We start from the raw sequence: 26623 nt of genomic DNA, 5'->3' as shown, positions 1-26623 counted from the left end.
CATGTGGAAGATCTCTTTGGTGCCGGTGCAAACAACGACGACGAGTCGGAGGATCTGCCTGCCGCCGGAGGAGCCTCCGACGCCGGATGGATGGCGTCCCAGCGGAGCCCCCTCGCAGTTCGGATGCGGCCCCGGACCCTGGATGACGTGGTGGGCCAACAGCATCTGCTGGGTCACGGTTCCCCACTTCGGCAGCTCGCCGCCGGTGCAGAAGCTGCGGGGCCGGCCGGGCCGAGCTCCGTCATTCTGTGGGGGCCTCCGGGCACCGGGAAGACCACGCTGGCGCATGTCATTGCCCGCGGGCCGGGGCGGAAGTTCGTGGAACTGTCCGCCATTACTGCTGGTGTGAAAGACGTTCGGCGGGTGATGGATGAGGCTTTGACCGCGCGGGACCTGTACAAGAAGACCACCGTCCTGTTCCTTGATGAAATCCACCGTTTCAACAAGGCGCAGCAGGACGCGCTGTTGCCTGGCGTTGAAAACCGGTGGGTGGTCCTGGTGGCGGCCACCACCGAGAACCCGTCTTTCTCGGTGGTATCGCCCCTGCTGTCCCGCTCACTTCTGCTGACGTTGAAGCCGCTGACGGATGACGATATTGCCGGGCTGCTACAGCGGGCTGTTGCCGATGCCCGTGGCCTTGCCGGCCGCGTGGAACTCAGCCCTGAGGCTTTGGATCATTTGGTGCGGCTCTCCGGAGGTGACGCCCGAAGGGCCCTGACTGCCTTGGAAGCTGCGGCCGGCGTCGCGTTCGGAGACAAGGATGCCGTCTCAACCGTCGACGAAGGGGAAGTCGAAACCGACGGGACCAATGTCACAGACGACGGCGAACCCGGACTTGCCGGCGACGGCGCCCCGGACGCTCCGGTGCTGGTGGAACTCAGGCATACTGAGCGTGCTTTGGACGCCGCTGCTGTCCGTTATGACCGGGCTGGCGACCAGCACTACGACGTCGCCAGTGCGTTCATTAAGTCCATCAGGGGCTCGGACGTTGATGCCTCCCTTCACTATCTCGCGCGGATGCTGGAGGCGGGGGAGGACCCAAGGTTCGTGGCACGGCGCATCGTCATCTCCGCCGCTGAAGACATCGGCATGGCGGATCCCACGGCTTTGCAAACAGCTGTGGCAGCGGCCCAGGCCGTCCAGTTGATCGGGATGCCGGAGGGCCGGATTGTCCTGGCCGAGGCTGTAGTGCACCTCGCCACCGCACCCAAGTCGAACGCAGCGTACATGGGCCTGAACAAGGCGATTGCCGACGTCCGTGCGGGTTTCGGCGGCGGTATCCCCATGCATCTGCGCGATGCGCACTATCCAGGTGCCAAACAATTGGGACACGGCAAGAGCTACAAGTACGCGCATGACGAACCGCATGGGGTGGCAACGCAGCAGTATCCACCGGATGACCTGGTGGGGAAGGACTACTATGAGCCAACCAGCAACGGCGCCGAACGCGATATAGCCGCCCGGCTGGAACGGCTCCGGAAGATCATCCGGGGACAGTAGCGTGGTAGGATGGTTGCTTGTCTGGCATGACCCGACGCCCAATCCCTTTGAAGATTCCTTCAATGGAGTTGTGCCGTGGGCCAGTAGCAAAAGGCAGCGGTTGGCCGATGCTCTCCCTGATGGAGGCCAGTAACACTGACACACCGCAGTAATTTGGAAGGACACAAGTGGCTAACAACACTCGTGCTCGCCGTACCGCACGCCTTTCGCGTGCACTCGGCATTGCTCTTACCCCCAAGGCCGCCAAGTACATGGAGCGCCGCCCGTACGGCCCCGGTGAGCACGGCCGTGCACGCAAGAAGCAGGACTCCGACTACGCCGTTCGTCTGCGCGAAAAGCAGCGTCTGCGCGCCCAGTACGGCATCCGCGAAGCCCAGATGACGCGTGCCTTCGAAGAAGCACGCCGCACCAAGGGCCTCACCGGTGAAAACCTGGTTGAGCTGCTCGAAATGCGTTTGGACGCCCTGGTACTGCGTGCAGGCTTCGCCCGCACCATCGCCCAGGCCCGCCAGCTCGTTGTGCACCGCCACATCATGGTTGACGGCATCCGCGTGGACCGCCCGTCCTTCCGCGTTGGCGAAGGCCAGCTCATCCACGTCCACAGCCGCTCCGAGGTCATGGCTCCGTTCCAGGTCGCAGCTGCTGGTGCGCACGCCCTGAACAATGTGCCGGCATACCTGGACGTCAAGCTCGACGCCCTGCAGGCCCGCCTGGTTCGCCGCCCGAAGCGCTCCGAGGTCCCCGTGATCTGCGAAGAGCAGCTCGTCGTCGAATTCTACGCCCGCTAAATTCAAGCAGCGCATACAAGGAAGCCCGTGGCACACGCCGCGGGCTTTCTTTTTGTATAAGGTACTGGGGAGGCCTTGGCCGAAGCCGGATTCCGGCCAGTGCCGGGCAGCGCAACAATCTAGGAGATGAATTCTATGTCTGGTGGCGACATCGCCGGCCTGATCGCAGCGGGAGTCTTCGCACTCCTGGTCCTGCTGTTGGCCGTGCCTATCTTGAAGCTCGGCGGCGTCTTTGACGAAGTGCGCACAACCATCCGGTCCATCAGTGACGGGGCGACGCCCCTCATGGATGAAGTAACGGCAACCGTTTCCACTACCAACCAGCAACTGAAAAAAGTGGACGGCATCGCCTCGAACGTCTCCGACGCATCGGCGAACATTTCCGCGCTGTCCTCCCTGGTGGCTGCCACAGTTGGTTCACCACTGATTAAGGTTGCAGCCTTCAGCTATGGTGTCCGTTCGGCCTTCGCCGGCCGACGCGCTCCATCCTCCGGCCGCCGCAGCCGCTGAACCAATTGGAGACCAGGAACACATGAAAAGAATCGTTTGGATGGGCATTGGCGTGGCCATTGGCATTATCGCCTTCCGCAAAGTCACCGAGGCCCAGGCCGCCATTGGCCCGGACGGCCTGAACCGTGCGGTTGGCCGCCTGGCTGATGGCATGTTCGATTTCGCGGACGCGGTGCGCTCAGGCATGCACGAACGCGAAGAGGACTTGCGGTCCGCGCTGGGCATTGGCGGTACGGATAACAACACCGACGCCGGCCGGCGCTAGCGAACCCGGTTCGCTCCCGCGCCCGCAACAGGGCAGAATGGAAAGCTGCGGAAGGGCAACGGCCGCTTCCGCGCACACCGTGTGCAGTGAATTGAGAAGGGTAAGTAATCAGCTAATGAAGTCGCAGGAGATCACCAAGCGCTGGGTGGACTTTTTTGTCAGCAAGGGCCACACCGCCGTTCCCTCCGCGTCGCTCGTTTCAAGCGACCCGTCACTTCTCTTCACTGTGGCCGGCATGGTCCCGTTCATTCCCTATCTGACCGCGCGCGAAGAGCCTCCCTACCAGCGTGCCACCAGCGTCCAGAAGTGCATTCGCACCGGCGACATCGAGGAAGTCGGTAAGACAGCGCGCCACGGCACGTTTTTCCAGATGTGCGGCAACTTCTCCTTTGGTGACTACTTCAAGGAAGATGCGATCAAGTTCGCCTTCGAGCTGCTCACCAAGAGCGTTGACGACGGCGGCTACGGGCTTCCGGCCGAACGCATCTGGGTGACCGTCTATGAAGAAGACGACGAAGCCAAGGAATTGTGGCTGAAGAACACCGCTATCCCGGCCGAGCGGATCCAGCGCATGGGCAAATCGGACAACTACTGGCACACCGGCCAGCCAGGCCCGGCTGGTCCATGTTCCGAGATCTACTATGACCGTGGCCCCGCTTACGGCATCGAAGGCGGCCCCCTCGCTGACGAGACCCGTTACATCGAAATCTGGAACCTCGTGTTCATGCAGTACCAGATCGAGAATGTCCGTTCCAAGGTGGACTTCGACATCGTGGGCGAACTCCCGAACAAGAACATTGACACCGGCCTGGGCATGGAACGTCTTGCGATGATCCTCCAGGGTGTTGAGAACATGTATGAGACCGATCAGGTTCGTCCTGTCATTGACAAGGCGGCTGAGCTGTCCGGTCGTGAATACACCTCTGCAGAATCAGCTGAGGACCCCCACCACACTGATGACGTGCGCATGCGCGTCGTTGCTGACCACATCCGTTCGGCCCTGATGCTCATTGCCGATGGCGTGGCACCGTCCAACGAGGGCCGCGGTTATGTCCTGCGCCGGTTGATCCGCAGGGCAGTCCGTGCGATGCGCCTGCTCGGAGTTGAAAGGGCCTGCCTGCCGGACCTTCTTCCCGCTTCCCGCGACGCCATGAAGGGTGTCTACCCGGTAGTGGAGACAGACTTTGCCCGCATCAGCCGTATCGCTTATGCCGAAGAAAAGGCATTCCTGCGCACCATTGCTTCGGGTACAGCACGCCTTGAGGATGCAGTGGCCGAATCAAAGGCTGCCGGAGTTCCCTTGTCCGGCGCCGACGCCTTCGCACTGCACGACACCTATGGCTTCCCCATTGACCTCACTTTGGAAATGGCTGAAGAAGCCGGCCTGAAGGTTGACGAAGCCGGCTTCCGCTCGCTCATGCTCGAACAGCGTCAGCGCGCACAGGCCGATGCCAAAGGCAAGAAGGGCGGCCACGCCGACCTCAGCGCTTACCAGGAAATGCTGGGTCAGGGTGAGACCACCTTCACCGGTTATGACGAGCTTGATGGCGAGTCCAAGGTTCGCGGCATCCTCAGCGCCGGTCAGCGGGTGGCACACGCCTCCACGGGCGAGGAAATCGAACTGGTCCTCAACGAGACGCCATTCTATGCAGAAGCCGGTGGACAGTCGGCCGATACCGGCCTGATCACCGGCGACGGATTCGTCGTCGAGGTCCTGGATGTCCAGCGCCCGGTCAAGGGCCTCAGCGTCCATAAGGCGATCGTCCGGGAAGGCGAGATCGCCACCGATGCCCTGGTGCGCGCCGCCGTCGACCGTGAACGGCGCCACGCAGCTGAGCAGGCGCACACTGGAACGCACATTGTGCATGCCGCGCTGCATCAGATCCTGGGCCCGGAAGCTACCCAACGTGGTTCCTACAACAAGGCCGGCTACCTCCGCTTCGACTTCGCCTGGGGCGAGGGCCTGAGTCCCGCCACTCGATCGGAAATTGAAGAGGTTTCCAACATCGCCATCCGGAACAACTATCGCGTGGACACCAAGGTCATGGGATTGGCCGAAGCCAAGGCGCTGGGCGCCATGGCACTGTTCGGCGAGAACTACGGCAGTGAAGTACGTGTGGTGGAGATCGACGGCGCTTGGTCCCGCGAGCTTTGTGGTGGCACTCACGTGTCCAATACTTCCCTTATTGGCAGCCTTTCCCTGTTGGGTGAGCAGTCCGTCGGTTCGGGAAACCGCCGTGTGGAGGCCTTCGTGGGCTTGGACGCTTTCCGCCACCTGGCCGCCGAGCGTGCACTTGTTACGGAACTCACAGAACTGCTGAAGGTTCCCTCCGGCCAGCTCGCAGACCGCATCTCCAGTACCTTGAACAAGTTGAAGGCAACGGAGAAGGAACTCGACCGCCTTCGCAAGGAGCAGTTGGCTGCAGCAGCCGCCAACCTGATGGGTACCGCCAAGGACGCCGCGGGTGTGCGGGTTGTGGCCCACGATGCCGGCCAGGTAGGTGGAGCAGACGATCTTCGGAACCTTGCCCTGGACCTCCGCAACCGTCTGGGCTCCGAAGCCGCCACTGTGGCAGTTGCCGGTGTCAGCAATGATCGCCCCGTCATTTTGATTGCCACGAATGAAGCCGCCCGTGAAGCCGGTGTGAAGGCCGGAGCGTTGGTGCGTCTTGCCGCGGGCATCCTCGGTGGTGGCGGCGGTGGCAAGGACGATGTCGCGCAAGGTGGCGGCACCGACGCTGGGAAGGTCTCTGAGGCCCTCACAGCGGTGGTGGATGCGATAGCCAAGCGTTAACGGTGAATTCCAGTACGAACAGCGGCGTCTACCCCCAAGGCATCAAGCTGGGGGTAGACGTCGGCACCGTCAGGGTTGGGCTGGCCATTTGCGACCCCGACGAAATCCTGGCCACGCCCTTCAAGACAGTGAGCCGCGACGCCAAGAAGAACTCCGATGTTCGCGTGGTGGCTAAACAGGCTGCGGAGATGCGGGCCGTGCAGATTTTCGTGGGCCTTCCAAAGACCATGAAGGGCGAGGAACGAAGCTCCGCGCAGATGGCAACGGAGTACGCCGAACTGCTGGTGGGCGAGCTTGCCCGCGCCGGTTTGGAGGTTCCCGTGAACCTCGTAGATGAGCGTCTTTCCACTGTTACGGCGCACCGGAACCTGCACGAAGCTGGCATGAGCAGCAAGAACCACCGTAAAGTGGTTGATCAGGTTGCCGCTGCTGGAATACTTCAGCACGCGATCGACATGCAAAAAGCCAGAGGAACGGACGTTGGCCGCCGCGTAAAAGCACCGGCGCAGTCCAACACGTCCAGCAGTGCCCCAACGCTGCAGGCTTCCTCCGGCCCTGAACCAGATTCTTCTACGAGGGGACTGCAACTGTGAGCCCGGTCAACAACGACCCCTCCAGCGGAACCGCCGGCGGCGGCATGCCGCTGACCCGCAAGGAACTGCGGGCGCGGGAACGATTCCTCGCCACGCAGAACCAGAACGTCGTACCCGTTCCTGAAGCGACCCCGGGGGAAGCAGCGCCTTCGGCGGATGTTGAGCCTGAACTGCCGCGCCCCATTCCCGCGGTTCCCAAGCCAATTGCTGCGCCTGAACCCGTTGCAGCTCAACCCGTTGCGCCTGAACCTGTGGCGCCTGAACCGGTTGCGCCTGAACCCGTGCAGACAGTCGTAACTCCTCCTGTTCCGGAGGCCTTACCGCCCGTTCCGGAGGCAGCACCGGCAATTGCGACGCCATCTCCCAGTGAGCACGTGGATCCTGCACTTCCGGAAGAGGAGCACCATAACGATGCCCTTCCGGTCCCAGCCGTTGCACATGTCTATGCCGGTCATGCCAACGAGGTCCACCATTACGGTGTCCACGAAGGCTCAGTCCACGAAGGCTCTGTCCACGTGGACGATCATGCGTTTGCAGAGCATGCGCCCGAGTACGATTACGAGGCCCATGAAGGGCACATGGAGCTTCATGACGATCTTCATGGAGAGGTTCATGACGAGCACCACCACCTCATCGCTCCAGTAGAAGTTACGGCGTCGTCCAAAGCTGCGGCCAAGAAGGCGCGGCGTCGCCGTCGTGTCCTTGCTTTGCTGATTACGCTGGGAGTCTTTGTTGCTGCCATCGCGATCGGGGCTCAATTCCTCAAGCCCCTCCTTGGCATGGATAAAGTCACTGATTACCCCGGTCCCGGGACAGGCTCCGTCAGCATTACGGTGCCGGAAGGCGCCGGCCCCAAGGCGGTGGCAACAGCCCTGGTGGAAAATCACGTCGTGGCAGACGCCGATTCCTTCGTCAAGGAATTCGTGACCGAGGGCGGGGAACTCTCGCCCGGGGAATTCACCTTCCGTACCGAGATGAAAAACTCCGACGCCGTTGCGGTCCTCGTCAACAAGGACGCTTCCAAGGTGATCTACTTCGCCTTGAGTGCAGGCCTGCGGATCACCGAGTCGTTGGAGGCAATCTCCAAGGGCTCGGGTATTCCCATGGCCCAGCTCAATGGCTTCAACCAGGCACCGGGACAATTCGGGGTGCCTGCAAAGGCCAAGAACCTGGAGGGTTTCCTGGCTCCCGGAGAGTACCGCTTCCCACTGGGCACATCGGGTAAGGACATCATCCAGAAGCTGGTCTCCAGCACCCTTGATGAGCTCAAGGCCCAAGGAATTACGGATCCGGCCAAGCAGTACGACACCGTAACCATCGCCAGCATCGTCCAGGCGGAGGGCGGCCAGGCCGACTACGGAAATGTCGCCGGCGCGATTTATAACCGCCTTAAGCCCAACAACACGGAGACCAACGGGCTCATCCAGTCAGACGCCACGGTCACTTATGGTCTGGGCAAGAAGTCCTTCCACCTCACGGACGAAGAGAAGGCTGACAAGTCCAACACCTACAACACCTACGCAAATCCAGGGCTTCCCGCAGGCCCGATTGGTTCCCCGGGCAAGACGGCAATCGATGCAGCGGCTAAGCCGACGCAAAACGATTACCTGTATTGGGTGACCATCAACCTGGACACCAAGGAGACCAAGTTCTCCAAGACGCTGGCCGAACACAGCACTTACGTTGAGCAGTACAACGCCTGGTGCCAGGCAAACGCCGGACGGTGCGTGTGAGTCGTCGCGCCGCGGTCCTCGGGCATCCGATCTCACATTCGAAATCCCCGGCGATGCACACCGCTGCCTATGCCAAGCTCGGTGTGGACATCGAATACTCGGCAATCGACCTGACGGTTGACAGGCTTCCGGCGTTCATGGACTCCCTCCGCGGGGACGCATCGTGGTGCGGGCTTTCGGTAACCATGCCCTTGAAATCGGCCATGGTCAGGGAAGTCGATGAGGTTCGTGGTGCTGGCGCCCACCTGGGTGTTATCAACACGGTCGTCTTCGAGAACGACGCCGGATCGGTTCGCCGGATCGGCTACAACACTGATGTCGAAGGCATCGTGGAAGCAGTTCGTTACGCGGGAATCGCTTCGACGCCGCATGCTGCTGTTCTTGGCGGTGGAGGTACCTCGGCAGCCGCGATTGCTGCTGTGCGCGAGCTCGGTGCCGATCATGTCGACGTTTTCGTGCGGGACACCGCACGTGCCCTCGACGCGCAAGCCGCCGCTGCCGCCGTCGGGATTTCCCTGCGTCTCCGCCCCCTCACCGAGGCGGCTACGGCCGTTGCTTCCTCCGGGCTGGTCATCTCCACCTTTCCACCGCGTGCGGCCGATGCCCTGGCGGAGGAACTCTCTGCCCTGCCGGGAACGGCGGCGGGTGTTTTGCTTGACGTCGCATATGACCCTTGGCCGAGCCGCCTCGCCGAGGTTTGGCACGCACATGGGGGAGCGGTGGTTCCGGGGCTCGAAATGCTGATGTACCAAGCAGCAGAGCAGATCCGACAGTTCAGTGGCTGTGACGTTGACGCCTCCGTCATAGATGTGATGTGCGACTCAGTTGGGCTTCCCCGGCGAGTGTTCTAGAGGCCTTACATGGCAGGATTGGTTATATGTTGCGTTGGTTGACTGCCGGTGAATCCCATGGTCCGGCTCTGATCGGAATTGTTGAAGGCGTGCCCGCCGGTGTTGAACTCACCAGCGGGCAAATCCGTGATGCTTTGGCGCGTCGTCGCCTGGGCTATGGACGTGGCGCCCGCATGAAGTTTGAGCAGGATGAAGTCACCATCCTCGGTGGCGTACGTCACGGCATCACCCAGGGTGGTCCCGTTGCCATTCAGGTGGGCAACACCGAATGGCCAAAGTGGGAGCAGATCATGTCTGCTGATCCAGTGGACCCTGAAGTCCTTGCCGACCAAGCCCGCAATGCCCCGCTGACCCGCCCGCGCCCTGGGCACGCCGATTTCACCGGGATGCAGAAGTACGGCTTTGACGAAGCCCGTCCGGTCCTTGAGCGCGCCAGTGCGCGCGAGACCGCCACCCGTGTTGCGCTCGGTACCGTTGCCGCCCAGTTCCTGAAGCAACTGGGCGTGGAGTTGGTCAGCCACACCGTTTCCATCGCCAGCGTCACCGTTCCTGAAGGCAAAGCGTTGCCTCTGCCCAAGGACGTCATCGCCCTTGACGCCGATCCCCTGCGCTGCTTTGACCGTGAGACTTCGGACGCGATGGTCGCCGAGGTGGATGCCGCCCACAAGGAAGGCGAGACCCTTGGAGGCGTAGTTGAGGTCCTTGCCTACGGACTTCCCCCTGGATTGGGCAGCTACGTCCACTGGGACCGTCGCCTCGATTCGCGTCTCGCCGCAGCGCTAATGGGTATTCAGGCCATCAAGGGCGTAGAGGTCGGTGACGGCTTCCTCACCGCTGCCCGCCGCGGTTCCGCAGCGCATGACGAAATCCTTAAGGATGAGAACGGCAAAATCATTCGTCAGACCAACCGCGCCGGCGGCATTGAGGGTGGCATGAGCATTGGCGAAGTCCTGCGCGTCCGGGCCGCCATGAAGCCAATTGCCACGGTTCCCCGCGCACTCCGCACCATTGACGTCAGCACCGGCGAGCCAGCCAAGGCGCACCACCAGCGTTCGGACGTCTGTGCAGTTCCAGCAGCGGGCGTAGTAGCAGAGGCGATGGTGGCTCTTGTCCTCGCAGAAGCCATTGCCGAAAAATTCGGCGGTGATTCTGTTGCCGAGACCATGCGTAACCTGCAGAGCTACCTGGACAACATCCCGGCAACCCTGGACTCGGTCGGCCGGTAGTGGGCCGCACGATCCAGGGCGGCTGCGCTGGCCGTCCCGTTGTCCTGGTGGGCCCTATGGCAGTTGGCAAGTCTGCGATCGGCCAGCAACTTGCCCAGCAGCTCGGCGTTCCTTTTGTGGATACGGATGCGGTTGTCGTTGCCGCGCACGGCAGCATCGCGGACATCTTCGCTGGTCGGGGAGAACACGCCTTCCGTGAAATTGAGGCCCGGGCAGTGGCGAAGGCCATCGAGGCCGCCAAGCAACAGCCCGCGGTGATTTCGCTGGGTGGCGGAGCCGTTCTGGACTCGGGAACCCAGCAATTGCTGGGGGAGTGCACCGTGGTCTACCTGGAATGCGATGCCTCCACCGTTGCGGACAGGATCGCGCGAAATACTGGAAGGCCCCTGCTGCAGGGCGACGCAATGTCCCGTTGGGAGGCCCTGTTTGCCACCAGGCGTCCTGTATATGAGCGTCTTGCAGACATCGTCCTGGACGTCCGTTCAGGATCCGTGGCTGAAATCGGCCTCCACCTGGAGGAGCGGCTGCGCCAGCATGCAGCCTTGAAAGAGGAAGTTGAAAAGTGAGCAACGAAGCAACTGTCATCAAGGTGACCGGCCAATCAACCGCTGAGAACTACGACGTCGTGGTGGGCCGTGGCCTCCTGCAATCGCTTCCCGCCAAACTTGGCGAGCGGGTTCGACGCGTGCTTGTCATTCACCCACGCGCTCTTCGCCTGACCGGCGACACCGTCCGCGATGAGCTCGAATCTGCTGGCTTCACCGCACTAACGGCGGAGATCCCGGATGCCGAAGAAGGCAAGCACATACAGGTTGCCGCTTTCTGCTGGCAGGTACTGGGTCAGAACGACTTCACGCGCTCGGACGCCATCGTGGCCGTAGGTGGCGGCGCGGTGACCGACCTCGCCGGATTCGTTGCTGCCACGTGGCTTCGCGGAGTCAAAGTCATCCACATGCCCACCAGCCTGTTGGGCATGGTGGATGCCTCAGTTGGCGGCAAAACAGGTATCAACACTGCCGAAGGCAAGAACCTGGTGGGATCATTCCATCCTCCCGCGGCTGTTCTGGCGGATCTGGACACACTGAAGACGTTGCCCAGGAACGAGCTGATTTCTGGAATGGCAGAGGTCATCAAGTGCGGCTTCATCGCCGATCCCGCGATCCTTGACCTCATTGAAAAGAACACGGACGCAGTGATGGACCCGGAATCGGACGTTGTCCGTGAACTCATCGAGCGTGCCATTGCGGTCAAAGCCAACGTCGTCTCCCAGGACCTCAAGGAATCCGGGCTGCGCGAGATCCTGAATTATGGACACACCCTTGGCCATGCCATTGAACTCGTGGAGCGCTATTCGTGGCGCCATGGCGCGGCCGTGTCGGTAGGCATGATGTTCGCTGCGGAATTGGCCCGGAGCGTTGGACGTCTCTCGGACGCCGACGCCGATCGGCACCGCACCATCCTTGAGAGCCTTGGCCTCCCTATCACCTACCGCAAGGACCGCTGGCAAGGCCTGCTGGACGGAATGCGGCGCGATAAGAAGTCCCGTGGGGACCTCCTGCGCTTTGTTGTCCTGGATGGCGTAGCCAAGCCCGGCATTCTGGACGTCCCGGACACCTCCCTGTTGTTTGCCGCTTACCAGGAGATTGCTTCATGATGACCGCCCTCAGAGAAGGCGTCAGCGACTGGCCAACCGGCGGATTCCCGGGCGTCCGCACGAACCCCGATACTTTGCTGCCCGTCATCGTCAACGAAGACGCACTGGAGTCTGCGTTGGCGGCTTCGGAAGACCCTGCGGACCGGATCATGGCGCTGCTGCTGGAAAACCAGCCCAAGGAAGCGGCGGAACTGCTCGCTGAGGCACGCTACAAGGACCCGGAATCCTTCCGATTGCGGATTTTTGAAGCCGAAGTCCACCGGGCCACCAATCGCCTGGATCGTGCCATCCAACTGTTCCGCCAGCTGCTGCAGGAAGTCCAAGGTACTTCCAAGGAAGCGATCGTCCACCAGTATTTAGGCCGGGCATATTTCGTCAGCGGAAATGCGCTGGCAGCATCCGAGGAGTTCGCCAAGGCACTGGACCTAAGGGTTGCCAAGGCTGCCGATGCCGCACTGATCTACTCCTCTGCGGTGGCCCTCCAGCGGGCCAGGGATGTGCTGGAACTCGCGTCCTGATCCCGGGCGAAACCACCCGTAGGCAAGCCACTGTGCATTTGACGGTAGAATGGTTCTTGGATTTTTGATAAATACGCGCTGGCACGCCTTTTGGGGTGCTGGCTGGCATACCCGGCTGGAAGCTAGAAACCGTAGCTAGAACCAGTGAGAGAAACCAGAGGATACGAGTGGCAACCACAAACGACATCAAGAACGGAACCGTACTGAAGCTCGAGGGCCAGCTCTGGAACATCATTGAGTTCCAGCACGTCAAGCCGGGCAAGGGTGGCGCTTTCGTTCGCACCAAGATGCGCAATGTCATGTCCGGCAAGGTGGTTGACAAGACCTTCAACGCCGGACTGAAGATCGAGACCGCTACGGTTGACCGCCGTGACTACCAGTACCTGTACCAGGATGGCGAAGACTTCGTCTTCATGGACACCCAGGACTACGACCAAATCACCGTTTCCGGCGCCACGGTCGGCGACGCCACAAACTTCATGCTTGAGAACCAGATGGTGAACATCGCCATCCACGAAGGCACGCCGCTGTACATCGAGTTGCCGCCGAGCGTCGTTCTCGAAATCACCTACACCGAGCCCGGCCTCCAGGGCGACCGCTCCTCGGCAGGCACCAAGCCTGCGACCGTGGAAACCGGCTACGAAATCCAGGTTCCGCTGTTCGTGGAGCAGGGTACCAAAGTCAAGGTTGATACCCGCGACGGCAGCTACCTGGGCCGGGTCAACGACTAGTGAGCGCACGCGGTAAAGCCCGTAGCAGGGCACTTGAAGTACTTTTCGAGGCGGAGCAGCGCTCCGTTTCGGCTTTTGACGCGCTCAAGGCGCGTCGGGAGAAGACGGATCTCGTCATCAATCCTTACACGATGGAAATCGTTGAGGGTGTCGTCTCCATGCAGCCAACCATCGATGAGTTCCTGCAGACCTATGCCCAGGGCTGGACACTGGAGCGGATGCCTTCGGTAGACCGCATCATCCTCCGCATTGGCGCTTGGGAACTCCTCTACAACGACGAAGTCCCGGACGGAGTGGCTGTCAGCGAAGCTGTGGCCCTCGCCAAGACGATGTCCACGGACGAATCACCGGCCTTCATCAACGGCTTGCTTGGCCGGCTCCAGAAGCTCAAGCCGTCGCTTCTCGCCTAAGTGCACCGCCGGACCCGCATCCATTCAGGATGCGGGTCCTTCTCTTTAAGCGTGCTCAAGCTCCTAGTGCAGCACAGCCGCCCGAAGCGCTGGAATCGCACGAAGATGGTCAAGTTCATCCTGCTGATGAAGGAGCACATCGCGGCCGCTGAGGATGCGTTGGCGCGTGAACGCCAAGGCCGTGGCACCCTTGATGAATGCGCGCATCTGTGCGGCGCGACCACTGGAAGCCGCCCACCGAAGGGCATGTCGTCTTCCTTGGGATGTTGCCAGCATTTCAACTTCGGCAGGCGTAAACCATCCGGCCCTGGCATATTCGAGGAGCCGCTGGCGGGTGAGTTTGCCTTCGGCAATGCGCAGGAAAATGATGCCGAGGGCCGCTATCAGGAAGATTGGCACCTGCACCACGAAGTAGTCCAGCAGGAAGTCCTGGCCCATGCTGTTCCACCTGTTGTGCAGGAACATGGCCGGCAGGAGGCCGATGACGAAGGCCAGGACTGCATAGCCGGAGTGCCACCTCCGGGCGGCGAATCCCATGATGAGGCCGGTTGTTCCCGTGAAAATGGCATGTGCGAAGGGTGACATAACCCCACGCAGGATGAAGATGCGGACAAGGTCCGTGCCGGGCTCCGATGATGACGCGATCTCACGGCCAAAGTAGAGGATGTTCTCCGTGAAGGCGAAGCCGGCGGCGATGGTAAAAGCAAAGACGACACCGTCCACGGGGCCATCGAAGTACTTCCGGGCACCAAGGATGAGAAGCAACAGGCCTAGCGACTTGGTGAATTCCTCCACGATGGGAGCCTGGACCGTGGCCATGAAGTATATGAATGCTTCTTCGCTGGTGGTAGGAGCTGCCAAGGCGAAGAGGGGCTGGATTAACAGGGTTCCGGCAATCGAAACTGCGGCTCCCCACGTGAAAGCGAACCAGAGCAGCCTTTTCGGTTCCGGCTCCCAACGGTCAATGAGCCGCACGGTCAGCAGCACTACCGACAACGGGATCAGGGAGGCGATGAACCCGATCACGAAGCCGGCGATTCCTGTATTGCCCAGCAGGAACGGAACCACCAGGAGAAGGCTGCCGAGGACTAATATGGCGCCCGCCAGGAGCAGGGGGAGTGTGCCCGGCGACCGGCGTCCCCGGGATGCCGGTGGAGCCGCCCAGGTCTGCTGGGGAAGGTCGCCGGGGTTCCCGGGGGCTGGTTGGTAGTTTCCGGGCTGTACCCGCCCGATCCACGTTGGATTGGCTGCCGGTTCCAGGTAGGGCCGCGGGTAGGGTTGGTGTCCGCCGGGGTGCCCAGGATGGTTGCTGCTCATGGCCTAGAGCCTATTCCACAGCCTTGACTGTGAGCTTTAACTCACCGCCTCGTCCGTCGCCCGGTGAGGCGGCCACTTCCCGCTGTGGTAGTTTTGGAAGGCAAATATTCCTTTTTTAATTCCGTCCCGTGAGGCGGGGAAAGGGGAGACGAGCAAATGACTGAAGTCACTTCAGCGCAGGTTCCGTCGCGGGTTGTCCTCAACCAAGCGGACATCGATCGCGCGCTGACTCGTATCGCCCATGAGATCCTCGAAGCCAACAAGGGCTCCCAAGATCTGGTTCTCCTGGGCATTCCCAGCCGCGGTTATCCCTTGGCCGTGCGGCTCGCCAACAAGATCGCTGCCGCTGACCCCAGTGTCAACGCGGAAACGATCGTCGGCCAACTCGACGTCACCATGTTCCGTGACGACCTTTCACACCAGCCCACCAGGCCTCCCCACCACACACGCTTGCCACTGTCTGGCATCGACAACAAAGTTGTTGTCCTCATCGACGACGTCCTGTATTCCGGCCGCACCATCAGGGCAGCGCTGGATGCCCTGGTGGACCTTGGCCGTCCCAGGATTGTCCGCCTGGCAGTCCTGGTGGACAGGGGTCACCGTGAGCTTCCCATCCGCGCGGACCACGTAGGCAAGAACCTGCCCACTTCCTCCGCGGAAAAAGTCCGCGTCCACCTTGAGGAAATCGACTCCGTAGATGGCGTGCCGGTCAACGAAGTAGTAATCGAGGCTGGCAAGTGAAGCATCTCCTTTCCACTGAGAACCTCAGCGCTTTCGACGCCATCCGGGTCCTGGACACCGCCGAGGAAATGTCGGCCGTGGGGGACCGCGAGGTCAAGAAGCTCCCCGCACTCCGGGGTCGCACGGTAGTGAACCTCTTCTTCGAGGACTCCACCCGGACCCGGATCTCCTTCGAGGCTGCAGCCAAGCGGCTTTCCGCCGATGTCATCAACTTCGCCGCCAAGGGCTCTTCCGTGTCCAAGGGCGAGTCCCTCAAAGACACTGCGCAGACGCTGGCCGCCATGGGCGCGGATGCGGTTGTCATCCGTCACTGGGCTTCGGGGGCTCCGCACCGGCTTGCTGCCACGGACTGGATCGACGCCGCAGTGATCAACGCAGGCGATGGCACCCACGAACACCCCACGCAGGCGCTGTTGGATGCGTTCACGATGCGCCGCCACTGGTCCCAGCTCAACGGGACGAAGTCCACGGGGGCGGACCTTCGAGGCATGCGTGTGGCGATCGTCGGAGATGTCCTGCATTCCCGCGTGGCCCGGTCCAACGTCTGGTTGTTGCGCACGCTGGGTGCCGAGGTCACGTTGGTTGCGCCACCCACACTGCTGCCGATCGGCGTCGAGCACTGGCCTTGCAAGGTCAGCTACAACCTGGACGAAACGCTGGAAGCGGGCGTCGACGCGATGATGATGCTGCGAGTCCAGGGTGAGCGCATGCATGCCTCGTTCTTCCCGTCCACCCGTGAGTACTCACGGCGCTGGGGCTTCGACGACGCCCGGCTTCGGGCACTGGATGACCTTGGCATGAAAGACACCATCATCATGCATCCCGGCCCCATGAACCGTGGCCTGGAAATTTCCTCGGCCGCCGCCGATTCACCCCGCTCAACAGTGCTTGCACAGGTGCGGAACGGTGTTTCAGTGCGCATGGCCGCCCTTTACCTGCTGCTCTCCGGGGATTCCCGCGAAGCAACCGCTGCAACGGCAGCCACCACCCACGCTGTAAGCCAGCCCACCAAGGAGAGCAACTGATGGCCGAGAACACGTACCTGATCCGCGGGGCCGCCATTCTCGGCGGCGAAGTTGAAGACCTGTTGATCCGGGATGGCATCATCGCCGCCCGCGGCAAGGATCTCCACGACGACGACGCCACAGTGATCGACGGGGCGGGCCTGGTTGCCCTCCCCGGCATGGTTGACGTCCACACGCACTTGCGCGAACCCGGCCGCGAGGATGCCGAAACGGTCGAGACCGGTACTCGTGCCGCAGCCCTGGGCGGCTTCACCGCCGTCCACGCCATGGCCAACAGCAACCCCGTTGCTGACACGGCGGGCGTCGTCGAACAGGTCCACAGCCTCGGCCGCGCATCCGGTTGGGTGGACGTGCGTCCCGTGGGTGCCGTCACGGTTGGCCTTGCCGGTGAACAACTTGCGGAACTGGGCGCGATGGCGGATTCCCGCGCCCAGGTGCGGATGTTCTCCGACGATGGCATTTGTGTGCACGATCCCGTGCTGATGCGCCGCGCGCTGGAGTACGTCAAAGCGTTCGACGGCGTGGTGGCCCAGCACGCGCAGGAACCCCGCCTTACCGCCGGGGCGCAGATGAACGAAGGCGCCGTCTCGGCGGTGCTGGGACTTGCCGGTTGGCCGGCCGTGGCCGAGGAGAGCATCATCGCCCGCGACGTCCTGCTCACGCAGCATGTGGGTTCACGCCTCCACGTTTGCCACGTCTCCACCGCTGGATCTGTTGAAATCGTGCGCTGGGCCAAAGCCCGGGGAATCAACGTCACCGCCGAGGTCACGCCCCACCACCTGCTCCTCACCGACGAACTGGTCCGCAGCTACGATCCCGTGTACAAGGTCAACCCGCCGCTGCGTACGGATGCCGACGTCCAGGCGCTGCGTGAAGGCCTGGCTGACGGCACGATCGATGTTGTCGGCACTGACCACGCCCCGCACCCCAGCGAGCACAAGGAATGCGAGTGGGCGCAGGCAGCCATGGGCATGACCGGCCTGGAAACGGCCTTGTCGGTGGTTCAGGAGACCATGATCGAAACCGGACTCATGACCTGGGCTGACTTCGCCCGTGTCACGTCCTTCACCCCGGCAGTGATTGGCCGCGTGGCGGACCAGGGCCGGCCGTTGGAGGAAGGCGAGCCCGCCAACGTCATTCTGGTGGACCCCGCTGCGCGTTGGACGGTCGACCCCCATAAGATGGCCACCATGGGCCGCAATTCACCGTTCAAGGGCAAGGAGCTGCCCGGATCCGTGGTCGCAACATTCTTCAAGGGCCACCCCACTGTTCTCAACGGCAAGCTCAACACCCCGTACCGGTACGCCGGAAACTACCCAACCCCGGATGCCGCCGGGGCAGTCAGCGGTAGCTGATGAACAACCAGACACTCACCGTGCTCATCACGGTGCCGTTGATCATCCTGGTCCTGATGATGATCTGGCTGGGGTGGCGGAACCGGCTGAGGCGACAAGCCGACGTCGAACGCCTCCCGGAGGTGCCGCAGCAACTCACGCCGGCCACTGCCGTAGCGGAGGGCCAGTACGTTGCTACCACCACGGCAGGTGACTGGCTGGACCGGATCGCAGTGCACGGCCTTGGAATCCGCACCAACGCGGAATTGAGCATCCACGCTGAAGGCATCCTGTTCGACCGCTCAGGCGCCAATCCCGTATTTATCCCACGCTCCGCGGTGGCTGAAGGCCGCCAAACCGCTGGAATGGCCGGGAAGTTCGTTGAGAAAGACGGACTCCTGGTCATCAGCTGGAAGCTGGGCGGCAAGGAACTGGATACCGGATTCCGGACCAGGCACGCAGCCGACAAAGAGCTCCTCCTCGAAGCCATCCAAGAATTGATCTCCGCAGCCCCTCAGGCAGATGCCGATAGTGGAAAGTAACAAAGTGACGGACAGTAAAGCAGCCACCACACCCACCCCCTCAGCAGCAGTACTGGTGCTCGAAGACGGCCGCATGTTCCGCGGCCGCAGCTACGGCGCCCAGGGAACGGCCCTCGGTGAGGCCGTCTTCGCCACCGGAATGACCGGCTACCAGGAGACCATCACCGATCCCTCCTACGCCCGCCAGCTCGTGGTGCAAACAGCACCCCACATCGGCAACACAGGCGTCAACAGCGAAGACGCTGAGTCCCGCCGCATCTGGGTGGCCGGCTATATCGTTCGCGACGCCGCGCGCCGCCCCTCCAACTGGCGCTCTGAACGAAGCCTTGATGATGAACTTGTAGAGCAAGGCATCGTGGGCATCCAGGGCGTCGATACCCGTGCCATCACCCGCCACCTTCGCGAGCACAAGACCATGCGCGCAGGCATCTTCTCCGGCGAGGCTGCACAGGCATCGGACAAGGAGCTCCTGGACGCCGTGCTGGCAAGCGCCCCGATGGAAGGCGCAGCGCTGGCTGAAGAGGTCTCCATCGACGAGGCTTACATCGTGGAACCCAAGGACCACGGTTGGGAAGGCGAGCCCAGGTTCTCCATTGCCGCCGTCGACCTCGGCATCAAGGCAATGACCCCGGTTCGCTTCGCCGAGCGCGGCGTGCGTGTGCATGTCCTTCCGGCGACGTCCACCCTGGAGGATGTCAACGCGGTCAACCCGGACGGCTTCTTCATGTCCAACGGGCCCGGTGACCCTGCCACCGCAGACCACCAGGTCTCACTCCTGCGTTCGGTGCTGGACGAGAAACTGCCCTACTTCGGCATCTGCTTCGGCAACCAGATCCTGGGCCGTGCCCTCGGCTTTGGAACCTACAAGCTCCGCTACGGCCACCGCGGCATCAACCAGCCGGTAATGGACCGCCGCACCGGCAAGGTTGAAATCACGTCTCAGAACCATGGCTTCGCCGTCGACGCGCCGCTGAACGGTGCCACGGTCGCCCCCGAGGAGCGTTACGGCCGCGTGGAAGTCAGCCACGTCTCCTTGAATGACGACGTCGTTGAGGGCCTCGCCTGCCTCGACATCCCCGCGTTCTCGGTCCAGTACCACCCTGAAGCCGCGGCTGGCCCGCACGATGCTGCGTACCTCTTCGACCGCTTTATCGACCTCATGGCCGAAACAAAATCGGCCACGGCGGGCGCCGCCAACTCCACCGAATCCAAGACTGAGGACAAGAAGTAATGCCCAAGCGTACAGATCTCAAGAGCGTCCTTGTCATCGGTTCCGGCCCCATCGTCATCGGCCAGGCAGCCGAGTTCGACTACTCCGGTACCCAGGCTCTCCGCGTCCTCAAGGAGGAAGGCCTCCGCGTCATCCTCGTGAACTCCAACCCGGCCACGATCATGACGGACCCCGAGTTCGCCGACGCCACCTACGTCGAGCCCATCACGCCCGAGGTTGTTGAGAAGATCATCGCCAAGGAACGTCCGGACGCTATCCTGCCCACCTTGGGTGGCCAGACGGCTCTGAACACTGCGATCGCGTTGGACAAGAACGGTGTGCTGGAGAAGTACAACGTGGAACTCATTGGCGCAAACATTGCTGCCATTGAGCTCGGAGAAGACCGCGAGAAGTTCAAGGGCGTCGTTGAGCGTTGTGGCGCCGAGTCGGCCCGCAGCCACATCATTCACAGTATGGACGAAGCCTTCGCTGCGGCCGAAGACCTCGGCTACCCCATGGTGGTCCGCCCGTCCTTCACCATGGGTGGCTTGGGCTCAGGCTTGGCTTACAACGAGGACGACCTCCGCCGCATCGTCGGCCAGGGCCTCCAGTACAGCCCCACCACCGAGGTCCTGCTCGAAGAGAGCATTCTCGGCTGGAAGGAATACGAGCTTGAGATGATGCGCGACAAGAACGACAACGTCGTTGTTGTTTGCTCCATCGAAAACTTCGATCCCGTAGGCGTCCACACCGGTGACTCCATCACGGTTGCTCCGGCGCTGACCCTCACGGACCGCGAGTACCAAAAGCTTCGGGACGTCTCCATCGCTGTTATCCGCGAAGTCGGCGTGGACACCGGTGGCTGCAACATCCAGTTCGCCATCGACCCCGCTACGGGACGCGTAGTGGTTATCGAGATGAACCCGCGCGTATCCCGTTCATCCGCGCTGGCCTCCAAGGCAACGGGCTTCGCCATTGCCAAGATCGCCACCAAGCTCTCCCTTGGTTACACCCTGGACGAGATCCCGAATGACATCACCCAGAAGACGCCGGCATCGTTTGAACCGACGTTGGACTACGTTGTGGTCAAGGTGCCGCGCTTCGCCTTTGAGAAGTTCCCGGCAGCTGACAACACGCTGACCACCACCATGAAGTCCGTTGGCGAAGCCATGGCCATGGGCCGCAACTTCACCGAAGCCCTGCAGAAGGCCCTCCGCTCATTGGAGCAAAAGGGCTCGCAGCTGGACTTCAGCTCCGTGCCGGAGTACGAGGTTGCCGAGCTCATCGAGAAGGCCAAGCGTCCCACGACGGACCGCCTGCACCAGGTGCAGCGCGCGCTCCTGGGTGGCGCCACGGTGGAAGACCTCTTCGAAGCCACCAAGATCGATCCTTGGTTCCTGGACCAACTGCAGCTCCTTAACGAGACCGCGCAGGAGATCCGCAAGGCCGGCGTCCTCACCGAGGAAATGCTGCGCAACGCCAAGCGCCACGGCTTCTCAGACGAGCAGATCGGTGCCTTGACGCACAACAATGAGGCAGTGGTCCGCGGCGTCCGCCAGGCCTTGGGTATCCGTCCGGTCTACAAGACGGTGGACACCTGTGCCGCTGAGTTTGCCGCTTACACCCCGTACCACTACTCGTCCTACGACGAGGAAGATGAGGTAGGCCTGCACGCCAAGCCCTCCGTCATCATCCTTGGCTCAGGTCCCAACCGCATTGGCCAGGGCATCGAGTTCGACTACTCCTGCGTCCACGCCTCCATGGCGCTGCGCAAGGCCGGCTACGAGACCGTCATGGTCAACTGCAACCCCGAGACCGTTTCCACGGACTACGACGTTTCCACACGCCTTTACTTCGAGCCCCTGACCCTTGAGGATGTCCTTGAGGTCATCGCGGCCGAGGAACGCACCGGTGGCGTCATGGGCGTGTTCGTCCAGCTCGGTGGCCAGACCCCGCTGAAGCTCGCACAGCAGCTCGCCGACGCCGGCGTACCGATCCTGGGCACCTCGCCTGAGGCGATTGACCTCGCAGAGCACCGTGGCGCCTTCGCCCGCGTCCTGGACGAGGCGGGCCTGACCTCCCCGAAGAACGGGACCGCCGTTTCCTTCGAGGATGCCAAGAAGATCGCTGACGAGATCGGTTATCCCGTGCTTGTCCGTCCGTCCTATGTCTTGGGTGGCCGCGGCATGGAGATCGTCTACGATGAGGCAAACCTCTCCCGCTACATCGCCAACGCCACGGAAATCACCACGGACCACCCGGTGCTGATTGACCGCTTCCTGGAAGACGCGGTCGAAATCGATGTCGATGCCCTCTTCGACGGCACCGACATGTACCTCGGCGGCATCATGGAACACATCGAGGAGGCCGGTATCCACTCCGGAGACTCGGCCTGTGTCCTTCCTCCGATCACACTTGGCAACAACGTGATCGAGCGCGTTCGCACTGCAACGCGGGCCATCGCTGAGGGCGTGGGCGTCCGTGGCCTTATCAACATCCAGTTCGCGCTGGCCTCCGACGTCCTGTACGTCCTTGAAGCGAACCCGCGTGCTTCGCGTACGGTACCGTTCGTTTCCAAGGCCACTGGCGTTCAGATGGCCAAGGCTGCCGCACTGATCGGTACCGGTGTCACCATCAACCAGCTCCGCACCGCCTACAAGATGCTGCCGGAAACCGGTGACGGTTCCACCTTGCCCCTGGACGCTCCGGTCGCCGTCAAGGAAGCTGTCCTGCCGTTCAGCCGCTTCCGTACGCCGGAGGGCAAGGTTGTCGACTCCCTGCTCGGGCCGGAAATGCGGTCCACGGGCGAAGTCATGGGTATCGACAAGCACTTCGATACCGCATTCGCCAAGAGCCAGGCCGCCGCAAACAACGCGCTGCCCACCGAAGGCAAGATCTTCGTTTCGGTAGCCAACCGCGACAAGCGCTCGGTGATCATGGGCGTCAAGCGCCTTTCGGACCTTGGCTTCGAGATCGTCTCCACGGGAGGCACGGCTGACGTTCTGCGCCGCAACGGCATCCAGGCGACTCCGGTCCGTAAGGTGGCCGAGGGCAGCAGCGCCGAAGGTGAAGGCACCATCGCTGACCTCGTCATTGCCGGCGAGATCGACATGGTCTTCAACACCCCGTCCGGCGGGGAAGCCCGCAGCGACGGCTACGAACTCCGTGCCGCGGCAACATCCATCGGCATTCCCTGCATCACCACCGTGGCTGAATTCAACGCAGCCGTGCAGGCAATTGAGGCACTGCGCACCTACGAATGGTCTGTCACCAGCCTTCAGGAGCACGCAGCCAACCTGAGCGCATCACAGGCCGCCGTCAATGCCTGACTCTGTTGTTGGGCACGAGGCCCAGGACGCGCAGCAGCCGGACCGGGAGTCATTTGGCTCCCGGCTGGCTGCCGCAATGGCCAGCCGCGGTCCGCTGTGCGTCGGAATCGATCCCCATCCCCAGTTGCTGGCTGACTGGGGACTGAACGACGACGTCGCCGGGCTGGAGCGCTTCTCGCTCAGCGTTGTGGAGGCCGTGGCTTCCCTCGCTGCCGCGGTGAAGCCGCAAGTGGCATTGTACGAACGCCACGGCTCGGCGGGCATGGCTGTCCTGGAGCGGACGTTGGCCGCAGCTGCCGAGGCGGATGTGCTGAGCATCGCAGATGCCAAGCGCGGTGATATCGGTTCCACCATGGCCGCCTACGCAGATGCCTGGCTGCGCGATGGTTCGGCCCTGGCCGCAGATTCAGTGACCTTGAGTCCATACTTGGGCTTCGAATCCCTGCGTCCGGCACTGGACCTTGCTGCGCAAAATGGCAGGGGAGTGTTTGTGCTCGCATTGACATCCAATCCGGAGGGAAAGTCTGTCCAGCACGTTGGCGGAAGCAATTCCGTCGCCGGCGGGATAGTCACTGCCGCCGCAGCCGAGAACAAGCGCTACACGGGCGTCCTGGGTTCAGTGGGACTTGTTGTGGGCGCCACCATCGGTTCTGCACTCGAAGATCTGGACATCGATCTTGGCCCGGTCCGCGGAGCAATCCTGGCGCCTGGCCTGGGTGCGCAGGGTGCTACTCCGGCGGATCTCCGGTCCACTTTCGGGGCCGCCTATCCCACGGTGCTGGCCACCTCGAGCCGGGGCATCCTGGCAGCCGGTCCGACGACGGCAGCGCTGCGGGCGGCTACCCAGGAAACACTCGACGGGCTACGGGCGGAATGATGCCTGCAGCTCATTGCGGAACACGGCGCCTCCCGGTAGGTTCAGGATCAGTTCGCGTGACGTGAATCACAAATCCGATCTGACAGGGGTTTGGCCGTGGGTTTGAAAGAGCTGACACCGCAGGAGCGTTCCGATGCTTTGGATAAGGCTGCAAAGGCGCGGGCTGTGCGTGCCGCAGCCAAGGAGCGGCTCAAACGTGGCGAAGTGAGCATTGCTGAGCTGATCTCTTCCGGCACCACGGATGAAGCCATTGCGCGCATGCGCGTGGTGGAGTTGCTGGAAGCGCTGCCAGGCATAGGACCTGTGCGTGCGGCCGGGATCATGGCGGAGATAGGCATCGCCGGATCCCGGCGCATCAGAGGGTTGGGAATTCACCAGGCCCGGGCGCTGGTAGATTTTATGGACACCCAGCAAAGCGTTTGACGCATCTCCCCGAAGGAATCCGTGAGCAAGAAACCTGGACTGACTGTCCTCGCAGGCCCAACTGCTGTTGGCAAGGGAACCGTATCCACCTACATCAGGGACAACTATCCAGAGGTTTGGCTTTCCGTCTCGGCCACCACCCGCGCTGCGCGTCCAGGCGAGAAGGATGGGGTTCACTACTTCTTCAAGTCCGCCGAGGAGTTTGACTCGCTGGTAGCTGATGGCGAACTCCTGGAGTGGGCCGTGGTCCACGGCCAGAACCGGTACGGCACGCTCCGGAGTACTGTGAATGCTGCCATTGCGGAGGGAAAATCGGTACTGCTCGAGATCGATCTTCAGGGCGCACGCCAGGTAAAAGCGGCTGTGCCGGAGGCCAAGTTCGTCTTCCTGGCCCCGCCCAGCTGGGAAGAAATGGTGCGCCGGCTTGTGGGTCGAGGCACCGAAACTGCCGAGGAACAGCAGCGCAGGCTGGAAACCGCTAAACTGGAACTTGCTGCTGAACCGGAGTTTGACCACACCGTCATTAATGACGACGTTCGCCGGGCAGCGGACGAGCTTGTTTCACTCATGGGGCTAACCCCGCACGAGCGCTAAAAGCGCTTGCACTTGTCGGCCCGCTAGAATTTGGAGATTTCGTGTCCACGAACCTTGAAGGCATCATCAACCCGCCGATCGATTCGCTGCTTGAGGCTGCCGATTCCAAGTACGRCCTGGTAATCTTCGGCGCCAAGCGTGCCCGCCAGATCAACGCCTACTACGCCCAGCTGCACGAGGGCCTCTTCGAGTACGTCGGTCCCTTGGTAGACACCAAGCTGAACGAGAAGTCATTGTCGATCGCCCTCCGCGAGATCAACGAAGGCCTCCTGGTTTCCACGCCGATCGAGCCCGCAGAATAAAACAGACTGCCTGTTGACGGAGGTCACGTGCGCATAGTCCTCGGAGTCGGGGGAGGGATCGCAGCCTACAAGGTTGCATCGCTCCTCCGGCTTTTTACTGAAGCCGGTCACCACGTGACGGTGATCCCCACCGAAGCAGCAACCCGTTTCGTCGGTGTTGCTACGTGGGAGGCACTCTCCGGAAACCCGGTCAGCAACAGCGTCTTTGACGACGTCGAGAAGGTCAACCATGTCCGTCTGGGCCACGAGGCTGACTTGATCGTCGTCGCACCGGCCACTGCGGACCTCCTGGCAAAGGCAGCCACAGGCCAGGCCGGTGACCTCCTGACCAACACGCTCCTCATGGCTCACGGTCCTGTGCTGTTCGCTCCTGCGATGCACACGGAAATGTGGCAGCATGCTGCAACCCAGGCCAACGTGGAAACCTTGCGGAGTCGAGGCGTCACAGTCCTGGAGCCTGCCAGCGGCCGCCTGACCGGTGCCGATTCCGGTCCGGGCCGCTTGCCCGAACCTGAGGCCATTTTCACGGCCGCCATGGCGTTGGCTGAGGCCACCACGGAGGCGGATTCACCCAAGGCTGTCCCGGCAACACATGCCTCCCTCGCGGGCCGAACGGTGACGATTTCGGCTGGTGGTACCAGGGAAGCGTTGGACCCGGTGCGTTTCCTGGGTAACCGTTCGTCAGGAAAACAAGGTGCGGCCCTGGCCGCGGCCGCGCTGGCCGCCGGTGCCACGGTCCGTTTCCTTGCCGCGCACATGGACGTCGAGCCGCCTGCCGGCGTCGAGCTCGTCCGCGTTGAATCAGCCTTGGAACTGCGTGAGGCAGCGCTGAAAGCGGCGGTGGATTCCGACGTCGTTATTATGGCTGCGGCTGTAGCGGATTTCCGTCCCGCAGAGGTTTCGGACACCAAGATCAAAAAGGTCGACGGCGAGGACGCGCCCTTGGTGCGCCTGGTTCGCAACCCGGACATCCTGCATGAGCTCGTCGAACGGCGTAACGCCGAGAGTGGCCAGCAGCTGATCGTAGGTTTTGCCGCCGAGACTGGTGATGCCCACGGCGACGTTCTGGAGCATGCCACGGCGAAACTCAAGCGTAAGGGCTGCGACCTCCTGGTGGTCAACCACGTCGGGGTTGGCCGCGTCTTCGGCCAGGACGACAACTCCGTAGTGATCCTTTCCGGCCATGGTGCCGAACCGCAGTCGGCGTCCGGATCCAAGTCTGACGTCGCTGCGGCCGTTATTGATCGGGTAGGCGCCGAGTTGGCCAGGGTTTTTCCGGCTCCGTAACATCTACCGGCGGTAGCCTCCGCCCCCAATTCTTAGCAAAGGGACACACGGCAGATGCCGCCGCCCCGC

At 62.3% G+C, this 26623-nt stretch carries 26 protein-coding genes; 25 read left to right on the top strand and 1 reads right to left on the bottom strand.

Going from position 1 to position 26623, the window contains the following annotated elements; genetic code table 11:
- Positions 1 to 3: 3 nt before the first annotated feature.
- The 14 genes from AB4Y87_RS18280 (at position 4) to nusB (ending at position 13573) form a co-directional block, all read left to right on the top strand.
- On the top strand, positions 4 to 1500 hold the full coding sequence (locus AB4Y87_RS18280; protein WP_442005710.1) for a replication-associated recombination protein A: 1497 nt from the start codon (positions 4 to 6) through the stop codon (positions 1498 to 1500).
- A gap of 167 nt (positions 1501 to 1667) precedes the next feature.
- Positions 1668 to 2288, top strand: coding sequence for a 30S ribosomal protein S4 (rpsD, locus tag AB4Y87_RS18275; protein WP_216925553.1), 621 nt, complete (start codon positions 1668 to 1670; stop codon positions 2286 to 2288).
- Positions 2289 to 2423: 135 nt separating this feature from the next.
- Complete coding sequence (locus tag AB4Y87_RS18270) at positions 2424 to 2798, top strand: DUF948 domain-containing protein (protein WP_216925653.1); 375 nt, start codon at positions 2424 to 2426, stop codon at positions 2796 to 2798.
- A gap of 22 nt (positions 2799 to 2820) precedes the next feature.
- A complete protein-coding gene (locus tag AB4Y87_RS18265; RefSeq protein WP_442005709.1) occupies positions 2821 to 3063 on the top strand; it encodes a DUF6167 family protein in 243 nt (80 codons plus the stop codon).
- A 115-nt stretch (positions 3064 to 3178) separates the two neighbouring features.
- Entirely contained in the window at positions 3179 to 5857 is a 2679-nt protein-coding gene (gene alaS, locus AB4Y87_RS18260) for an alanine--tRNA ligase (RefSeq protein ID WP_442005708.1), read from the top strand.
- 2 nt (positions 5858 to 5859) lie between these two features.
- Positions 5860 to 6450 carry a Holliday junction resolvase RuvX gene (gene ruvX, locus AB4Y87_RS18255; protein WP_442005707.1) on the top strand — a complete coding sequence of 197 codons (591 nt, stop codon included), beginning with the start codon at positions 5860 to 5862 and terminating at the stop codon, positions 6448 to 6450.
- Positions 6447 to 8183, top strand: coding sequence for an endolytic transglycosylase MltG (gene mltG, locus AB4Y87_RS18250; protein WP_442005706.1), 1737 nt, complete (start codon positions 6447 to 6449; stop codon positions 8181 to 8183). Before ruvX ends, mltG begins: the two co-directional genes overlap by 4 nt.
- Complete coding sequence (locus tag AB4Y87_RS18245; RefSeq protein ID WP_442005732.1) at positions 8180 to 9034, top strand: shikimate dehydrogenase; 855 nt, start codon at positions 8180 to 8182, stop codon at positions 9032 to 9034. The genes mltG and AB4Y87_RS18245 overlap by 4 nt, the downstream gene beginning before the upstream one ends.
- A gap of 26 nt (positions 9035 to 9060) precedes the next feature.
- Positions 9061 to 10260, top strand: a complete 1200-nt coding sequence (gene aroC, locus AB4Y87_RS18240) for a chorismate synthase (RefSeq protein ID WP_442005705.1) — start codon at positions 9061 to 9063, stop codon at positions 10258 to 10260.
- A gap of 11 nt (positions 10261 to 10271) precedes the next feature.
- Positions 10272 to 10826, top strand: coding sequence for a shikimate kinase (locus AB4Y87_RS18235; RefSeq protein WP_442005731.1), 555 nt, complete (start codon positions 10272 to 10274; stop codon positions 10824 to 10826).
- Positions 10823 to 11914, top strand: a complete 1092-nt coding sequence (gene aroB / locus AB4Y87_RS18230) for a 3-dehydroquinate synthase (RefSeq protein WP_442005704.1) — start codon at positions 10823 to 10825, stop codon at positions 11912 to 11914. Before AB4Y87_RS18235 ends, aroB begins: the two co-directional genes overlap by 4 nt.
- On the top strand, positions 11911 to 12432 hold the full coding sequence (locus tag AB4Y87_RS18225; protein ID WP_442005703.1) for a tetratricopeptide repeat protein: 522 nt from the start codon (positions 11911 to 11913) through the stop codon (positions 12430 to 12432). Before aroB ends, AB4Y87_RS18225 begins: the two co-directional genes overlap by 4 nt.
- Before the next feature lie 167 nt (positions 12433 to 12599).
- Positions 12600 to 13163: an elongation factor P gene (gene efp, locus AB4Y87_RS18220; RefSeq protein ID WP_011774957.1), complete on the top strand. Its 564-nt coding sequence runs from the start codon at positions 12600 to 12602 to the stop codon at positions 13161 to 13163.
- Positions 13163 to 13573 carry a transcription antitermination factor NusB gene (nusB, locus tag AB4Y87_RS18215; protein ID WP_216925562.1) on the top strand — a complete coding sequence of 137 codons (411 nt, stop codon included), beginning with the start codon at positions 13163 to 13165 and terminating at the stop codon, positions 13571 to 13573. Before efp ends, nusB begins: the two co-directional genes overlap by 1 nt.
- A gap of 63 nt (positions 13574 to 13636) precedes the next feature.
- On the opposite strand, the gene AB4Y87_RS18210 is transcribed toward nusB, so the two are convergent.
- Positions 13637 to 14890 (bottom strand): PrsW family glutamic-type intramembrane protease, encoded by a 1254-nt coding sequence (locus AB4Y87_RS18210; protein WP_442005702.1) that lies wholly within the window; start codon positions 14888 to 14890, stop codon positions 13637 to 13639.
- Positions 14891 to 15046: 156 nt separating this feature from the next.
- Between AB4Y87_RS18210 and pyrR the strand changes: the two genes are divergently transcribed.
- The 11 genes from pyrR (at position 15047) to coaBC (ending at position 26554) form a co-directional block, all read left to right on the top strand.
- Positions 15047 to 15631, top strand: coding sequence for a bifunctional pyr operon transcriptional regulator/uracil phosphoribosyltransferase PyrR (pyrR, locus tag AB4Y87_RS18205; RefSeq protein WP_431115377.1), 585 nt, complete (start codon positions 15047 to 15049; stop codon positions 15629 to 15631).
- A complete protein-coding gene (locus AB4Y87_RS18200; protein WP_442005701.1) occupies positions 15628 to 16656 on the top strand; it encodes an aspartate carbamoyltransferase catalytic subunit in 1029 nt (342 codons plus the stop codon). Before pyrR ends, AB4Y87_RS18200 begins: the two co-directional genes overlap by 4 nt.
- Positions 16656 to 18011: a dihydroorotase gene (locus AB4Y87_RS18195; protein ID WP_442005700.1), complete on the top strand. Its 1356-nt coding sequence runs from the start codon at positions 16656 to 16658 to the stop codon at positions 18009 to 18011. Before AB4Y87_RS18200 ends, AB4Y87_RS18195 begins: the two co-directional genes overlap by 1 nt.
- Positions 18011 to 18532, top strand: a complete 522-nt coding sequence (locus AB4Y87_RS18190) for a PH-like domain-containing protein (RefSeq protein ID WP_442005699.1) — start codon at positions 18011 to 18013, stop codon at positions 18530 to 18532. The genes AB4Y87_RS18195 and AB4Y87_RS18190 overlap by 1 nt, the downstream gene beginning before the upstream one ends.
- Positions 18513 to 19763 (top strand): glutamine-hydrolyzing carbamoyl-phosphate synthase small subunit, encoded by a 1251-nt coding sequence (carA, locus tag AB4Y87_RS18185; protein WP_442005698.1) that lies wholly within the window; start codon positions 18513 to 18515, stop codon positions 19761 to 19763. Before AB4Y87_RS18190 ends, carA begins: the two co-directional genes overlap by 20 nt.
- Positions 19763 to 23071, top strand: coding sequence for a carbamoyl-phosphate synthase large subunit (gene carB, locus AB4Y87_RS18180; protein ID WP_442005697.1), 3309 nt, complete (start codon positions 19763 to 19765; stop codon positions 23069 to 23071). Before carA ends, carB begins: the two co-directional genes overlap by 1 nt.
- Positions 23064 to 23948: an orotidine-5'-phosphate decarboxylase gene (gene pyrF / locus AB4Y87_RS18175; protein ID WP_442005696.1), complete on the top strand. Its 885-nt coding sequence runs from the start codon at positions 23064 to 23066 to the stop codon at positions 23946 to 23948. The genes carB and pyrF overlap by 8 nt, the downstream gene beginning before the upstream one ends.
- Positions 23949 to 24044: 96 nt before the next feature.
- Positions 24045 to 24371, top strand: a complete 327-nt coding sequence (mihF, locus tag AB4Y87_RS18170) for an integration host factor, actinobacterial type (RefSeq protein ID WP_216925571.1) — start codon at positions 24045 to 24047, stop codon at positions 24369 to 24371.
- A 21-nt stretch (positions 24372 to 24392) separates the two neighbouring features.
- Positions 24393 to 24965 carry a guanylate kinase gene (gene gmk, locus AB4Y87_RS18165; protein ID WP_442005695.1) on the top strand — a complete coding sequence of 191 codons (573 nt, stop codon included), beginning with the start codon at positions 24393 to 24395 and terminating at the stop codon, positions 24963 to 24965.
- Positions 24966 to 25006: 41 nt separating this feature from the next.
- Positions 25007 to 25267 carry a DNA-directed RNA polymerase subunit omega gene (rpoZ, locus tag AB4Y87_RS18160; protein ID WP_442005694.1) on the top strand — a complete coding sequence of 87 codons (261 nt, stop codon included), beginning with the start codon at positions 25007 to 25009 and terminating at the stop codon, positions 25265 to 25267.
- A gap of 27 nt (positions 25268 to 25294) precedes the next feature.
- Positions 25295 to 26554: a bifunctional phosphopantothenoylcysteine decarboxylase/phosphopantothenate--cysteine ligase CoaBC gene (gene coaBC / locus AB4Y87_RS18155; RefSeq protein WP_442005693.1), complete on the top strand. Its 1260-nt coding sequence runs from the start codon at positions 25295 to 25297 to the stop codon at positions 26552 to 26554.
- The last annotated feature ends 69 nt before the right edge of the window (positions 26555 to 26623 follow it).

The organism is Paenarthrobacter sp. RAF54_2 (assembly GCF_052113945.1).
Taxonomy (GTDB): domain Bacteria; phylum Actinomycetota; class Actinomycetes; order Actinomycetales; family Micrococcaceae; genus Arthrobacter.
The sequence above is the reverse complement of the archived record's forward strand: the minus strand, read 5'-3'. Positions and strand labels throughout refer to the sequence as shown.

Excerpts from the sequence above, each read along its gene's own strand:
- carB (WP_442005697.1), top strand. The coding sequence starts at position 19,763 with ATGCCCAAGCGTACAGATCTCAAGAGCGTCCTTGTCATCGGTTCCGGC.
- AB4Y87_RS18210 (WP_442005702.1), bottom strand. The coding sequence starts at position 14,890 with ATGAGCAGCAACCATCCTGGGCACCCCGGCGGACACCAACCCTACCCG.
- aroC (WP_442005705.1), top strand. The coding sequence starts at position 9,061 with ATGTTGCGTTGGTTGACTGCCGGTGAATCCCATGGTCCGGCTCTGATC.
- AB4Y87_RS18195 (WP_442005700.1), top strand. The coding sequence starts at position 16,656 with ATGGCCGAGAACACGTACCTGATCCGCGGGGCCGCCATTCTCGGCGGC.
- pyrR (WP_431115377.1), top strand. The coding sequence starts at position 15,047 with ATGACTGAAGTCACTTCAGCGCAGGTTCCGTCGCGGGTTGTCCTCAAC.
- AB4Y87_RS18270 (WP_216925653.1), top strand. The coding sequence starts at position 2,424 with ATGTCTGGTGGCGACATCGCCGGCCTGATCGCAGCGGGAGTCTTCGCA.
- carA (WP_442005698.1), top strand. The coding sequence starts at position 18,513 with ATGCCGATAGTGGAAAGTAACAAAGTGACGGACAGTAAAGCAGCCACC.
- AB4Y87_RS18225 (WP_442005703.1), top strand. The coding sequence starts at position 11,911 with ATGATGACCGCCCTCAGAGAAGGCGTCAGCGACTGGCCAACCGGCGGA.
- pyrF (WP_442005696.1), top strand. The coding sequence starts at position 23,064 with ATGCCTGACTCTGTTGTTGGGCACGAGGCCCAGGACGCGCAGCAGCCG.
- alaS (WP_442005708.1), top strand. The coding sequence starts at position 3,179 with ATGAAGTCGCAGGAGATCACCAAGCGCTGGGTGGACTTTTTTGTCAGC.
- AB4Y87_RS18190 (WP_442005699.1), top strand. The coding sequence starts at position 18,011 with ATGAACAACCAGACACTCACCGTGCTCATCACGGTGCCGTTGATCATC.
- AB4Y87_RS18265 (WP_442005709.1), top strand. The coding sequence starts at position 2,821 with ATGAAAAGAATCGTTTGGATGGGCATTGGCGTGGCCATTGGCATTATC.